Source organism: Gammaproteobacteria bacterium (genome assembly GCA_036383255.1).
Lineage (GTDB): Bacteria > Pseudomonadota > Gammaproteobacteria > Natronospirales > REEB76 > DASUBN01.
Window position 1 is genome coordinate 159099 of sequence record DASVOS010000018.1, and the last position, 13263, is coordinate 172361.

Annotated in this window: 12 protein-coding genes; all 12 read right to left on the minus strand. The window is 70.7% G+C overall.

From position 1 onward, the window contains the following. Nucleotides 1–5 precede the first annotated feature (5 nt). From VF651_11860 to mraZ, 12 genes are read right to left on the minus strand one after another with little or no spacing between them, the layout of a single operon-like run. Nucleotides 6–758 (minus strand): cell division protein FtsQ/DivIB, encoded by a 753-nt coding sequence (locus VF651_11860; protein HEX7966397.1) that lies wholly within the window; start codon nucleotides 756–758, stop codon nucleotides 6–8. After that, nucleotides 755–2176 (minus strand): UDP-N-acetylmuramate--L-alanine ligase, encoded by a 1422-nt coding sequence (gene murC, locus VF651_11865; protein HEX7966398.1) that lies wholly within the window; start codon nucleotides 2174–2176, stop codon nucleotides 755–757. Before murC ends, VF651_11860 begins: the two co-directional genes overlap by 4 nt. Beyond that, nucleotides 2173–3261, minus strand: coding sequence for an undecaprenyldiphospho-muramoylpentapeptide beta-N-acetylglucosaminyltransferase (gene murG, locus VF651_11870; GenBank protein ID HEX7966399.1), 1089 nt, complete (start codon nucleotides 3259–3261; stop codon nucleotides 2173–2175). Before murG ends, murC begins: the two co-directional genes overlap by 4 nt. After that, complete coding sequence (gene ftsW, locus VF651_11875) at nucleotides 3258–4385, minus strand: putative lipid II flippase FtsW (protein HEX7966400.1); 1128 nt, start codon at nucleotides 4383–4385, stop codon at nucleotides 3258–3260. Before ftsW ends, murG begins: the two co-directional genes overlap by 4 nt. A 37-nt stretch (nucleotides 4386–4422) precedes the next feature. Further along, a complete protein-coding gene (gene murD, locus VF651_11880; protein ID HEX7966401.1) occupies nucleotides 4423–5772 on the minus strand; it encodes a UDP-N-acetylmuramoyl-L-alanine--D-glutamate ligase in 1350 nt (449 codons plus the stop codon). After that, nucleotides 5773–6855 carry a phospho-N-acetylmuramoyl-pentapeptide-transferase gene (gene mraY, locus VF651_11885; protein ID HEX7966402.1) on the minus strand — a complete coding sequence of 361 codons (1083 nt, stop codon included), beginning with the start codon at nucleotides 6853–6855 and terminating at the stop codon, nucleotides 5773–5775. Nucleotide 6856: 1 nt separating this feature from the next. After that, nucleotides 6857–8236, minus strand: a complete 1380-nt coding sequence (gene murF, locus VF651_11890; protein HEX7966403.1) for a UDP-N-acetylmuramoyl-tripeptide--D-alanyl-D-alanine ligase — start codon at nucleotides 8234–8236, stop codon at nucleotides 6857–6859. Further along, nucleotides 8233–9732 (minus strand): UDP-N-acetylmuramoyl-L-alanyl-D-glutamate--2,6-diaminopimelate ligase, encoded by a 1500-nt coding sequence (locus VF651_11895; GenBank protein ID HEX7966404.1) that lies wholly within the window; start codon nucleotides 9730–9732, stop codon nucleotides 8233–8235. The genes murF and VF651_11895 overlap by 4 nt, the downstream gene beginning before the upstream one ends. Next, nucleotides 9729–11462, minus strand: a complete 1734-nt coding sequence (locus VF651_11900) for a penicillin-binding transpeptidase domain-containing protein (GenBank protein HEX7966405.1) — start codon at nucleotides 11460–11462, stop codon at nucleotides 9729–9731. Before VF651_11900 ends, VF651_11895 begins: the two co-directional genes overlap by 4 nt. Beyond that, nucleotides 11459–11734, minus strand: a complete 276-nt coding sequence (ftsL, locus tag VF651_11905) for a cell division protein FtsL (protein ID HEX7966406.1) — start codon at nucleotides 11732–11734, stop codon at nucleotides 11459–11461. The genes VF651_11900 and ftsL overlap by 4 nt, the downstream gene beginning before the upstream one ends. Then, nucleotides 11731–12666, minus strand: a complete 936-nt coding sequence (rsmH, locus tag VF651_11910; protein HEX7966407.1) for a 16S rRNA (cytosine(1402)-N(4))-methyltransferase RsmH — start codon at nucleotides 12664–12666, stop codon at nucleotides 11731–11733. Before rsmH ends, ftsL begins: the two co-directional genes overlap by 4 nt. Further along, nucleotides 12663–13118: a division/cell wall cluster transcriptional repressor MraZ gene (gene mraZ, locus VF651_11915; GenBank protein ID HEX7966408.1), complete on the minus strand. Its 456-nt coding sequence runs from the start codon at nucleotides 13116–13118 to the stop codon at nucleotides 12663–12665. The genes rsmH and mraZ overlap by 4 nt, the downstream gene beginning before the upstream one ends. Nucleotides 13119–13263 lie beyond the last annotated feature (145 nt).

Genomic DNA, 13263 nt, shown 5'->3' on the forward strand with positions numbered 1-13263 from the left:
CAGCATCAGGCCCCCTGCTTGGTCGATGCGGCCGGGCCCTTCCAGCCCACCGCGAAACCGTTGGTGTAACGCATGTCCACGTAAGCCACCGCCGCGAGCTTGGCAGCCAGCGTCGGCAGCGCCAGCGCGCCGAAGCGCGCGAGCCGCGCCGCCGTATCCTCGCGGCCGAGCCGCACCTCGATGCCGTCATCCAGCACCACGGTGGCCGCGCCGCGCGCGTCCACGTCGAGCGCGCTGATGGCGAGCCCGCGCGGCGTGAGCATGCCGGCGAGCGTGTCGTACTGGGCCAGCACGTCCTGCTCGGCGCCGTCGCGTCCTGAGAGCGCGGGCAGCGAGGCATAAGCCGGATCGCCGGAGCGCGCGAACACCTTGCCGCGCGCGTCCATCAGCCCATCGCCGTTCCAGCGCGCCACCGGTACCTCCTCCACCACGTCCACGTGCAGGGTGTGGGGCCACTCGCGCCGCACGCTCGCTTCCGCCACCCAGGGCAGCGCCTCCACCGCGCTGCCGATGTCGTCCACGCGGGTATCGAAGAAGCCGTCGCCGAGCTCCGGCAGCACGGCGCGCTGCACCGCCGCCGGATCCACGTGCTGCAGGCGCCCGCTCACGGTCAGGGAGGTGAGCCTCGGGCCCGCCAGCAGCGGCGCCGCGAGCCAAGCCAGCACGCCCACGCCGGCCGCGAGCACCAGGAGTGTCGCGCCGCCCAGCACCACCACGCGCCTGCGCCAGAATTTCACCGGTTGGTCCCGACCGCTCATGGCTTGTCTCCCCGCTGGCTTTGGGTGAGGCGGTTCGGCAGCTCCGCCGCCACCGCGCCGATGTCGCCGGCTCCCAGGGTCAGCACCAGGTCGCCGTCCTTGAGCACGTCCAGGAGCGCCTCCGGCAGCTCCTGGGCCTTCTGCACGAACACCGGCTCCACGCGGCCGCGGTTGCGGATGGCACGCGCCAGGGCGCGGCCGTCGGCGCCGGCGATGGGCGCCTCGCCCGCGGCATAGACCTCGGTGAGCAGCAGCACGTCCGCCTGGGAGAGCACTTCGGCGAAGTCCTCGAACAGGTCGCGGGTGCGGCTGTAGCGGTGCGGCTGGAACGCCACCACCAGGCGCCGCTGCGGCCAGCCCTCGCGGGCCGCCTGCAAGGTCGCCATGAGCTCGCGCGGGTGGTGGCCGTAGTCGTCCACCAGCAGCACGCGCCCCTGGCGGGTCTCTACCTCGCCGTGGATCTGGAAGCGGCGGCCCACGCCCTGGAACTCCGCCAGGGCCTTGAGGATCGCCTCGTCCGACACACCCAGGTCATGGGCGATGGCGAGGGCCGCGAGCGAGTTCAGCACGTTGTGGCGGCCGGCCAGGTTCAGGCGCACGTCCAGCGGCTTGGCACGCTTGGGCAGCCAGGCCTGGTAGTGGGTGACGTGGCCCTCGCGCCGCACGTCGCTGGCGCGGAAGTCCGCGTCCTCCGAGAGGCCGTAGGTGACCACCGGCCGGCCGATGTCCGGCAGGAGGCGCCTGAGTTCCGCGTCGTCCACGCACAGCACTGCCAGGCCGTAGAACGGCAGGTGCTGCAGGAACTCCACGAAGGTGGCGGAGAGGCGCGCGAAGTCGCCGCCGTAGGTGCCGAGGTGGTCGGCATCGATGTTCGTCACCACCGCGATGAGCGGCTGCAGGTGCAGGAACGAGGCGTCGCTCTCGTCCGCCTCCGCCACGAGGTAGCTGCCCTGTCCCAGGCGCGCGTGGGTGCCGGAACTCACCAGCTTGCCGCCGATGACGAAGGTGGGATCGAGCCCGCCTTCCGTGAGCACGCTCGCCACCAGGCTGGTGGTGGTGGTCTTGCCGTGGGTGCCGGCGACCGCGATGCCGAAGCGGAAGCGCATGAGCTCGGCCAGCATCTCGGCGCGGCGCACCACCGGGATACGGCGCGCGCGGGCCTCCACCACTTCGGGGTTATCCGCCGACACGGCGCTGGAGATCACCACCACGTCCGCGTCCGCCACGTGGCCGGGCTCGTGGCCGAACACCACCCGCGCACCCAGGCCCTGCAGGCGCTGGGTCACGGCGTTGGCCTTGAGATCGGAGCCGCGCACCTGGTAGCCAAGGTTGATGAGCACCTCGGCGATGCCGCCCATGCCGGCGCCGCCGATGCCGACGAAGTGGATGTTGCGGATGCGGCGCATGAGGTTGCTCATGCGAGGCCTCCCGCACGCAGGCAGCGTTCCGCCACGCGCTCCGCGGAATCGGTACGGGCCGCGGCCCGCGCCTGCTTCGCCATCTCCAGCAGCCGCTTGCGGTCGCGGGTGAGGTCGTCGAGCTGCGCCGCCAGCGCCGCCGGCGTGGCGCTGGCCTGCGGCACCAACCGCGCCGCGCCACTGCCCACGAGGTAGGCTGCGTTCTTGGTCTGGTGGTCGTCCACCGCCGCGGCGAACGGCACTAGCACCGCGCCCAGGCCCGCGGCGGCGAGCTCCGCCACCGTGAGCGCGCCGGAGCGGCACACCGCGAGGTCGGCCCAGGCGTAGGCCGCCGCCATGTCCTCGATGAAGGGCGCGACCCGCGCCTCCACGCCCAATTCCTGGTAGCGCGCCATCACCGCCTGGGCATCCTTCGCGCCGGTCTGGTGCAGCACCTCGGGGCGGCGGCGCTTGTCGATCTGCGCGATGGCCGCCGGCAGGTTCTCGTTGAGCGGGCGCGCGCCCTGACTGCCGCCGATCACCAGCACGCGCACCGGGCCGCTGCGCCGGGCGAAGCGCTGCTCCGGCGGCGGCAGCGCGGCGATGGCCGCGCGCACCGGATTGCCCACCATCTCGGCGCGGCGCCCCGGCGCGAAACTGTGGGGGAAACCCTCCAGCACGTCGCGCGTGAAGTGGCTCAGCACCCGGTTGGTGAAGCCCGGCACCGCGTTCTGCTCATGCAATATCAACGGGCATCCCGTCAGTCGCGCCGCGATGCCGCCCGGGCCGCTGGCGAAGCCGCCCATGCCGAGCGCGGCGGCGGGCCTGAGGCTGCGGAAGATGGCAAGGGACTGCAGCAGCGCGCCGCCCAGCACGAACGGCGACTTGAGCAGCGTGCCGAGGCCCTTGCCCCGCACGCCGCCCACGTCCACCCACTCCATGGGGAAACCGGCGGCAGGAACCACCCGCGCCTCCAAGCCTTGACGCGTACCGATCCAGGTCACGGCGTGACCCTTGGAACGCAAGACATCTGCGACTGCCAAGGCGGGGAATACATGTCCGCCAGTTCCACCCGCCATGATCACGATACCGGGCCCGCGGGTCATGCTTCTGCCTCCGCGGCCTCGGACTTCCACCTGCCGCTCTCGCGGGCTTCCCGGTCCACGCGCATCAGCAGGCCGATGGCCGCGCAGCTCACGATCAGGCTGCTGCCGCCGTAGCTCATGAGCGGCAGGGTCAGGCCCTTGGTGGGCAGCACGCCCATGTTCACGCCCACGTTGATGAAGGCCTGCATGCCGATCCAGATGCCGATGCCGAAGGCCAGGTAGGCGCCGAACAGCTGCTCGCGCTTGGCGGCGCGGCGCGCCAGCAGCACCGCGCGCCAGGTGAGCGCCAGGTACAGGCCGATCACCAGCAGCGAACCGAACAGGCCGAACTCCTCGGCGGTGACGGCGAACACGAAGTCGGTGTGGGCCTCCGGCAGGTAGAACAGCTTCTGCACGCTCTCCCCCAGCCCCACACCGAAGAACTGGCCGCGGCCGATGGCGATGAGGGATTGGGTGAGCTGGAAGCCGCTGTCGAAAGGATCCTGCCAGGGATTGAGGAAGCCGGTGAGCCGCGCCAGGCGGTAGGGCGAAGTGAACACCAGCAGCACGAACGCCAGCGCGCCGATGCCGGCGAACAGCGCGAAGTCCTTGAGGCGCGCACCGCCCAGGAACAGCATGGCCATGGCGGTGGTGGTGAGCACCAGGGTGGCGCCGAAGTCAGGCTCCAGCAGCAACAGCAGCCCGGCGGCGCCGATGAGCAGCATGGGCTTCACGAAACCCTTGAGCCCGGAACTCAACTCCTCGCCGCGGCGCACGATGTAGCCCGCCAGGTAGACGAAGATCAGGAGGCGAGCCACCTCGGATACCTGCAGGTGGAAGGAGCCCAGCGCCACCCAGCGGATGCTGCCGTTGATGCGCCTGCCGATGCCCGGGACCAGCACCATCACCAGCAGGGCGAACGCCAGCATCAGCAGGAGGTAGCCGGAGCGCTGCCACCAGGACAGCGGCAGGAGGTACATGGTCACGCCGGCGGCGGTGCCCAGCGCGAAGAACATCAGCTGCCGCGTGAGGTAGTAGAACGGGTTGCCGGTGACCTTGTCCGCCAGCGAGATCGACGCGGACGCGACCATGACCAGGCCGATCGCCAGGATCAGGCCCGCGATGACCAACAGCGCGGTGTCCATGCCACGCACGTCCTGGTCGCCGGCGATGCGCTTCGCGTCACTCACCGGCGAGCCTCCGCACCGCCGCCGCGAAGACGCGGCCGCGATGCTCGAAGTTGTCGAACATGTCCAGGCTCGAGCAGGCAGGCGACAGCAGCACCAGGTCGCCCGGCTGCGCGAGCCCGGCGGCGGCCTGCACCGCCGCGTCCATGTCCTTCACGCGCCGCGACGGCACGCGTCCGGCCAGCGCCTTCTCGATCTCGTCCGCGTCCTTGCCCAGCAGCACCACCGCGCGGGCCTTGTCCGCGAGCGCGGCCGCGAGCGGCGCGAAGTCCTGGCCTTTGCCGTCGCCGCCCGCGACGAGCACCAGCGGCTGGGTCACGCCTTGCACCGCCGCCAGCGTGGCGCCCACGTTGGTGCCCTTGGAATCATCGTAGTAGCTCACGCCCTGCACCGCGGCCACGAACGCCATGCGGTGCGGCAGGCCGTGGAAACCTTCCAGCGCCGTGAGCATGGCCGGCAGCGGCAGGCCTGCAGCCTCGCCGAGCGCCAGTGCCGCCAGCGCGTTCGCAAGGTTGTGGCGGCCCTGGATGCGCAGCACCGAGGCCGGGATCAGCTTCTCCGCGCCGCGGGCCAGCCACTCGTCGGCGCCCGCCCCATGCACCCCGTAGTCGCCCGGCTGCGGCGCGTCGAGGCCGAAGCTCACGCGGCGCTTCACGTCGCCGGCCATCACCCGCACCAGCGGGTCCTCGCGGTTCAGCACCGCGGTGCGGCAGTGGCGGAAGATGCGCGCCTTGGCAGCGGCGTACTCGGCCATGCCGGCGTATCTATCCATGTGATCTGCGGAAAGGTTCAGCACCGTCGCCGCCACGCAGGGCAAGGAGTCCGTGATCTCGAGCTGGAAGCTCGAGAGCTCCAGCACGTAGAGGTCCGGCTCGTCACTGGCCAGGAGGTCCAGCGCCGGCGTGCCGAGGTTGCCACCCACCCTCACCTTCTTACCGGCCTGCTCCGCCATCACGCCGAGCAGCGTGGTCACGGTGCTCTTGCCGTTGGCGCCGGTGATGCCGACGATGGGCGCCCGCGCGTAGTGGGCGAAGAGCTCGATGTCCCCCAGCACCGGCAGGCCGAGGCTCCTGGCCTTGGCGATGAACGGCGAGCCGGCGGCGACCCCCGGCGAGAGCACGATGCGGTCGGCGCGCCTCAGCGCGTCCTCGGAGAATCCGCCCAGGAACACCGCAGCGTCCGGCAGCAGCGCACGCAGCTCGGCGAGCCCCGGCGGGCGCTCGCGGCTGTCGGTGATGGCGATCTCCTCGCCGTGGGCCGCGAGGAAGCGCGCGCAGGACAGCCCGGTCTTGCCGAGCCCGACGATCAGCGTCCTGGTCCTGCGTTGTTTCGCGGCCAGACCCATCTATCTCACCTTCAGGGTGGAGAGGCCCACCAGCACCAGGATCACGGTGATGATCCAGAACCGCACGATCACGCGCGGCTCCGGCCAGCCCTTGAGCTCGAAATGGTGGTGCAGCGGCGCCATGCGGAAGATGCGCTTGCCGGTGAGCTTGAACGAGGCCACCTGCAGGATCACCGACACCGTCTCCATCACGAACACGCCGCCCATGATGAAGAGCACGATCTCCTGGCGCACGATCACCGCCAGCGTGCCGAGCGCCGCGCCGAGCGCCAGCGCGCCCACGTCGCCCATGAACACCTGCGCCGGGTAGGCGTTGAACCAGAGGAAGCCGAGGCCCGCGCCGAACAGTGCGCCGCAGTACACCACCACCTCGCCGGCCCCCGGCAGGTAGGGGATCGCGAGGTAGTGGGCGAAGTTGAAGTTGCCCGAGGCGTAGCCGAACACGCCGAGCGCGCCGCCCACCAGCACCGCCGGCATGATGGCGAGGCCGTCCAGGCCGTCGGTGAGGTTGACGGCGTTGCTGGCGCCGACGACCACGAAGTAGGTGACCACCACGTACAGCGCGCCCAAGGGCAGCGCCACCTGCTTGAAGAACGGCAGGATGTAGTCGATCTCGGCCGGGTCGCGGTGGGTGAGATAGAGCGCCAGCGCGGCGCCCAGCGCGCACACCGACTGCCAGAAGTACTTGTGGCGCGCCGCCAGGCCCTTGGAGTTCTTCAGCACCAGCTTGAGGTAATCGTCGGCGAAGCCGATCAGGCCGAAGCTCACGGTCACGCCCACCAGCACCCACACGTAGCGGTTGTGCAGGTCGCTCCACAAGAGCACCGAGATCAGGATCGCCGCCAGGATCAACGTGCCGCCCATGGTCGGCGTACCGGCCTTGGACAGGTGCGTCTGCGGCCCATCCGTGCGCACGCTCTGCCCCACCTTCACCACCGTGAGCCAGCGGATCATGGCCGGTCCCGACAGGAACGAGAAGACCAGCGCCGTCAGCACGCCCAGGATCGCCCGCAGCGTGAGATAGGAGAACACGTGGAACGTGGAGTGGTAGCGGCTCAGGTAGTCGGCGAGCAGCAGCAGCATCTCAGTGGGCTCCGTTGGCGGCCTTGTGAGCCGTTGGGTTGCGTAGCGCTTCCACCACCCGCTCCATGCGCATGGAACGGGAACCCTTCACCAGCAGGGTCACGCCCGCTGCCGCCTCGGCGCGCAGCGTGCGGATGAGCGTCTCGACATCCTCGAACCAGCGTGCCCCGCTGCCGAAGGCGTCGGCGGCGTGGCGACTCATGGGTCCGAGCGCGTAGAGCCGCTCGATACCGAGCCCGCGCAGCCGCGTGCCGCTCTCGGCATGCAGCCGCTCGGCGGAGGGGCCGAGCTCACCCATGTCGCCGAGCGCGAGCCAGACGCGCCCGCCCAGGCTCACGGCGAACTCTGCGGCAGCGGTGAGCGAGAGCGGGTTCGCGTTGTAGGTATCGTCGATGAGGCGGGCGCCGTTCCAGCCCTCGCCCACGATGAGCCGGCCGGCGGTGACGGGCGCCGCGGCGAGGCCAGCCTGAACGTCCGTGAGCGTGGCGCCGGCGCTGACGGCGGTGGCCGCCGCCGCGAGCGCGTTGCTGACGTTATGCCGGCCCGGCAGCGAGACCTTGACGCCTATCTCCCCTGCCGGCGAGTCCAGGTGGAAGCGCCAGCTGCCGGAGGCGTCCTGCTGCAGCGAGCCCGGCTCCGGATGGAAGTCCGCGCCGGGGTCGAAGCCGAAGCTCACGATGCGCCTGCCGCCCGCCATCTCGCGCCACAGCGGCGCATAGGCATCGTCGGCGTTGATCACGGCGGTGCCGTCTGCGGCGAGGTGCGCGTAGATCGCGCCCTTCTCTTTCGCCACGCCAGCGATGTCCTTGAGGAACTCCAGGTGCGCCGGGCCGGCATTGGTGATGACGGAGACGCTGGGCGCCGCGAGTTCCGCGAGGTAGCCGATCTCGCCCGGATGGTTGGTGCCCATCTCGATGACCGCATACCGGCAGGACGCGTCCAGCTCCAGGAGCGTCAGCGGCATGCCGATGTCGTTGTTGAGGTTGCCCTGGGTCGCGAGGGTGGCGCCGCGCTGCTTGAGGATGCTCGCGAGCATCTCCTTGAGCGTGGTCTTGCCGCTGGAGCCGGTGACGCCGACCAGCGGCAGCGTGAAGCTGCGGCGCCAGGCGGCGGCATAGGCGCCGAGGGCCTTGCGGGTATCCGCCACCAGCACCTGCGGCAGCGCCGAGCGCACCTGCTTCTGCACCAGCGCGCCGGCAGCGCCCGCCTTGTCCGCCTGGGTCACGAACTCATGGCCGTCGAAGTGCTCGCCCTGGATCGCCACGAATAGCTGGCCGGCGCCGAGCTTGCGGCTGTCCTGGGTCACGCGGCCGAACTCCCGGTCTTCGCCCAGGAGCCTGCCGCCGGTGGCGGCGGCGACGTCGGAGAGGCGCCGCGTCATGGCGTGGCCTCCCGCGTCAGCCGCGCGGCGGTGTCGCGGTCACTGTAGTGCAGCTTGTGCCTGCCGATGACCTGCTCCGTCTCATGGCCCTTGCCTGCCACCAGTACCACGTCGCCGGGCTGCGCTGCGCGCACCGCGCGCTCGATCGCGCTGCCGCGTTCGCGCTCCACGCTCACGCGGGACCGGCCCTGCATGCCGGCCAGGATCTCCGCCACGATGGCGTCGCCGTCCTCGCCACGCGGGTTGTCGTCGGTCACCACGATGCGGTCCGCCAGGCGCTCGGCGATGGCGCCCATCTGCGGGCGCTTGCCGCGGTCGCGCTCGCCGCCGCAGCCGAACACGCACCAGAGCGTGCCGCGGCAATGGGCGCGGGCCGCCACCAGGGATTTCTCCAGGGCATCGGGGGTGTGGGCGTAGTCCACCACCACCAGCGGCAGCCCGCGGCCGCCGCCGAAGCATTCCATCCGCCCCGGGACCGTGCGGGCCCGATCCAGCGCGCGCAACGAGTCCTCGAAGCTGAAGCCCAGCGCCAGCAGCGCGCCCTGCACCGCCATGAGGTTCTCGGCGTTGAAGCGGCCGAGCAGGCGCGTGTCGGCGCGCCCGCAGCCTAGTTCGCTCTCCACGTCGAAACTCAAGCCTCCACTGCCGAGCTGCAGGTTCAAGCCCTTGAGGGTGGTGCCGCGCGGGCTCTCACGCCCTTCCAGCGTGTAGCCGATACAGGCCACGGCGGACGGCAGCGAGGCCGCGAGCTCGCGGCCGAAGGCGTCGTCCAGGTTGATGACGCCGCACTTCAGACCCGGGTGTTCGAACAGGCGGCGCTTGGCGGCGCCGTAACCCTGCATGTCGCCGTGGTAATCCAGATGGTCGCGGGTCAGGTTCGTGAACACCGCCACCTCGACGTGCGCGCCGTCGATGCGGCCCTGGTGCAACGCATGACTGGAAGCCTCCATGCTCACGTGCCCGAGGCCCTGGTCCCGGAAGCGCGCGAACCAGGCCTGGGTGGTGACGGCGTCCGGTGTGGTGTGGGTGGGCGTCTCGAGGCTGCCGTAGGCGCCGAAGCCCACGGTGCCGAGCACGCCGCAGGGCCGGCCCGCTTCGCTCAGGGACTGGGCGGTGATGAGGCTCACGGAAGTCTTGCCGTTGGTGCCGGTCACCGCCATCACGTGCTGGTGCGCGGTGGGGTCGCCATAGAAGCGTGCCGCGATGCCCGAAGCCTTGTGTCCCAGGTCCGCGACTGCAATCGCCGGCAAGCCTGCCGGCAATGGCATATAAGGCGTGGCACCGTCCGGGTCATAGGCGAGAGCCACCGCGCCCCGGGCACGCGCATCCGCAAGGTGCGCGAGCCCGTGGTGGTCATGGCCCCTGCAGGCCAGGAACAGGTAACCCGGCCCGATGGAACGGCTGTCGAGCGCGAGACCCTTGATGGGCACGTCGCCGCCCGACCCCAGGAGGTCCGCGAGGCGCATGCCGGAGAGGTCGCGGGCTTCGGCCATCATGGCGCCGCTCCCACGTTCAGCGCGTAGGCGCTGGCCGGAAGGCTCTGCATGTCGTCCGGCGCCACGTTGAGCAGGCGCAGGGCGCCGCGCATCACCTGTGCGAACACCGGCGCCGAGACCTTGCCGCCGAAGTAGTTGCCCTTGGTGGGCTGGTTGATCACCACCACGGCGACGAGGCGCGGGTCGCTGGCCGGCACCATGCCGGCGAACACCGAGATGTACTTGTCCGGCGAGTAGCCGCCGTTCATGGCGACGTGGGCGGTGCCGGTCTTGCCCGCCACGTGATAGCCGGCGATGTCGGCGAGCTTGCCGGTACCCTCGTCCGAGACCACCGTCTCCAGCATCCCGCGCAGCGTGCCTGAGATGTCCTGCGGGATCACCGGCACCGGTGCCGGCGCGTCCGTCAGGCGCGTCAGGCTCGGCGGCAGGTGGCGGCCCTGGTTGGCGAGGGTGCCGTAGGCCTCTGCGAGCTGCAGCGCGGTGATGGAGAGGCCGTAGCCGTAGGAGATGGTGGCCTGGCGCGCCGGGTTCCAGATGCGGTAGTCCGGCAGGTTGCCGGGCACCTCGCCCGGGAAGCCGCTGTTGGTGCTGCGGCCGAAGCCGAAGGCATCCAGCGTGCGCCACATGAGCTGGGGCGGGAGCGACAGCGCGATCTTGCTCGCCCCGACGTTGGAGGATTTCTCGATGATCGTGGTGAGGTCGATGCGGCCGAAGTCTTCCTCGTCGTGGATCGTGTATCCGGCGAGCTTCAGGGTGCCCGGCGAGGTGTCGACGATGGACGATGGCTGGTACTTGCCCGAGAGCAGCGCCGCCACCATGGTGAAGGGCTTCATGCTCGAGCCCGGCTCGAACATGTCGGTGACGGCGCGGTTGCGGAAGTCGTCGCCGTCGGCGCCGCTGCGGTTGTTCGGGTTGAAGGAAGGCTGGTTCGCCATGGCCAGCACCTCGCCGGTCTTGGCGTCCATCACCACGATGGAACCGGACTTGGCGCCCTGGGCCTGCACCGCCTGCTTCAGGGCGCGGTAGGCCAGGTACTGGATGCGCAGGTCGATGCTCGAGGTCACGTCCTCGCCGGCGCGGGGCGCGCGCAGGTTCTCCACGTCCTGCACCGAGCGGCCGTAGCGGTCCACGATCACCCGCTCGGCGCCGGGCACGCCCTTCAACCACTCGTTGTAGGCGAGTTCCATGCCTTCCTGGCCCTGGTCGTCCACGTTGGTGAAGCCGAGCACGTGGGCGGCGACCTCGCCGGCCGGATAGTAGCGGCGGTACTCGCGCTGGGTGTACACGCCCGGGATGCCGAGCGCCTTCACCTGCTGCGCCGCATAGGGATCCATGCCGCGGGCCAGGTAGACGAACTCCTTGCCGGCGCTGTTCTTGAGCAGGTGCCCGAGGTCCGCGGGCTTCGCGCCCAGGGCGCGCGCCAGGAGGGGCACCGAGGCGGCGGGCAGCTCCTGCGGGTTCATCCACAGCGAGTCCACCGGCGTGCTCACCGCCAGGGGCTCGCCGTTGCGATCCAGGATCATGCCGCGGTGCGCCGGCATCTGCAGCGTGCGCAGGTGCCGCTCGGCGCCCTGGTCCAGCAGGAACTGCTTGTCCAGCACCTGCAGATAGACCGCCCGCCCGATCAGGCCCATGGCCGCCAGCGCGAAGCAGCCCAGCACCGCGACGCTGCGCCAGCCCAGGGCGCTGGCGCCGGGCTTCTGCTCGACGGGGGCGGCGCCGCGCCTCATGGCTTCACCACCAGTACCTGCGGGTTCGCGGGGATGCCCATGTCCAGCTTCTGGGTGGCGGACTGCTCTATATAGGCATGAGTGCTCCAGGTGCTCTGCTCCAGGAGCAGCCGGCCCCAGTCGATGTTGAGCTGGTCGCGCTGCTGGCGCGCCTGCTGCAACTGCTCGAACAGCACCCGGTTCTGGTGGCGCGAGTCGATGAGCGCGAGGGCCGACAGGAACACCGCCACCCCCAGCAGGGTCACCACCGCGCGGCTCAGGGAGAGGTTCATGCGAGCCGCTCCGCCACGCGCAGCACGGCGCTGCGGGCCCGCGGGTTCTCCCGCACTTCCTGTTCCGACGGCTGGATGACCTTGCCGACGGCCCGCAATTCGGGCTTGCCCTGCGGTTCCAGCCAGGGCGCGCGCGGATCCGGCGCCGGCAGCCGCGAATGGTCGCGGATGAAGCGCTTCACGATGCGGTCTTCCAGCGAATGGAAGCTGATCACCGCGAGCCGGCCCGCCGGCGCCAGCACCCTGAGGCACTGCTCCAGGCAGATGGTGAGCTCCTCGAGCTCGCGGTTGATGAAGATGCGGATGGCCTGGAAGCTGCGCGTAGCCGGATGCTTGTGGCGCTCGGTGCGCGGCGCGGCGCGGCTCACGAGTTCGGCGAGCTGCAGCGTGTCGGTGATGGGGTGTGCCGCGCGCTCGGTCGCGATCGCCCTGGCGATGCGGCGCGCGTGGCGCTCCTCGCCCAGGGTGAACAGCACCTCGGCGATGTCGCGCTCGGCGGCGCGGTTCAGCCAGTCAGCCGCGCTCTCGCCGCCCGCGGGGTCCATGCGCATGTCGAGGGGGCCCGCCTGGGTGAAACTGAAGCCGCGGCCCGGGTCGTCCAGCTGCGCCGACGACACACCGATGTCCAGCAACACTCCGTCCACCCGACCCGACACACCCGCCTCCGTCGCGATGCGCTCCAGCATGGAGAACGCAGCGCGGTAGATCGTGAACCTCGTCTCGTTTTCCGCCAGTGCCCGGCCCGCGGCATAGGCCTCGGGATCACGGTCCAGCGCGAGCAACCTGCCCTTCACGCCCAGCCGCGCCAGGATCGCCCGGCTGTGGCCGCCGCGGCCGAAGGTGCCGTCCACGTATACGCCGTCGGCCCGCACCGCGAGCCCTTCCACCGCCTCCTGCAACAGCACCGGGCGGTGGAGCTCGGCGCCGCTCAAAGCACCAGCCTGGCGAGCTCGTCCGGCAGTCCGCCGCCCGCGCCCTCGTCGCCGCTCAGGCTCGCCTCGCGGCGCGCATCCCAGTTCGCCTGCTGCCACAGCTCGAACTTGCGGCCGAGGCCAAGAAGCACCACGTCCCGTTCCAGGCCCGCGAAAGCACGCAGCTCCGGCGGCAGCAGGAGCCGGCTGTGGCCGTCCAATTCCACTTCGGTGGCGTGGCCGAGCAGGAGGCGCTGCAGCTCGCGCGCCTGCTTGTTGAGGCTCGGCAGGCGCACCAGCCGCTCCTCCAGGGATTCCCATTCGGGCAGGGGGTAGATGAGCAGGCAGTGGTCGCGGTCGATGGTGACCACGAGCTGGCCACGGCAGGCCTCCTGGATGCGCTCGCGATAACGCGCAGGGACGGCGAGCCGCCCCTTCGCATCGAGGGTGAGGTTGTTGATGCCCCGAAACATGCCTGCTCGTCCCGCCTCTCCCGTGGGGGCCAGTCGGCCCATTTCATTCCACTTTTTCCCACCTGGCCCACACTATAGGAAGCCAGGAGAGGTACGTCAAGGGAAAAATAGGAAAATTTGCTTGTGGGACAGGGACTTAGGTGCA

What these genes read in the sequence shown, in the direction of transcription:
- VF651_11860 (HEX7966397.1), bottom strand. Translation starts at nt 758, where the DNA reads ATGAGCGGTCGGGACCAACCGGTGAAATTCTGGCGCAGGCGCGTGGTG.
- murC (HEX7966398.1), bottom strand. Translation starts at nt 2,176, where the DNA reads ATGAGCAACCTCATGCGCCGCATCCGCAACATCCACTTCGTCGGCATC.
- murG (HEX7966399.1), bottom strand. Translation starts at nt 3,261, where the DNA reads ATGACCCGCGGGCCCGGTATCGTGATCATGGCGGGTGGAACTGGCGGA.
- ftsW (HEX7966400.1), bottom strand. Translation starts at nt 4,385, where the DNA reads ATGGACACCGCGCTGTTGGTCATCGCGGGCCTGATCCTGGCGATCGGC.
- murD (HEX7966401.1), bottom strand. Translation starts at nt 5,772, where the DNA reads ATGGGTCTGGCCGCGAAACAACGCAGGACCAGGACGCTGATCGTCGGG.
- mraY (HEX7966402.1), bottom strand. Translation starts at nt 6,855, where the DNA reads ATGCTGCTGCTGCTCGCCGACTACCTGAGCCGCTACCACTCCACGTTC.
- murF (HEX7966403.1), bottom strand. Translation starts at nt 8,236, where the DNA reads ATGACGCGGCGCCTCTCCGACGTCGCCGCCGCCACCGGCGGCAGGCTC.
- VF651_11895 (HEX7966404.1), bottom strand. Translation starts at nt 9,732, where the DNA reads ATGATGGCCGAAGCCCGCGACCTCTCCGGCATGCGCCTCGCGGACCTC.
- VF651_11900 (HEX7966405.1), bottom strand. Translation starts at nt 11,462, where the DNA reads ATGAGGCGCGGCGCCGCCCCCGTCGAGCAGAAGCCCGGCGCCAGCGCC.
- ftsL (HEX7966406.1), bottom strand. Translation starts at nt 11,734, where the DNA reads ATGAACCTCTCCCTGAGCCGCGCGGTGGTGACCCTGCTGGGGGTGGCG.
- mraZ (HEX7966408.1), bottom strand. Translation starts at nt 13,118, where the DNA reads ATGTTTCGGGGCATCAACAACCTCACCCTCGATGCGAAGGGGCGGCTC.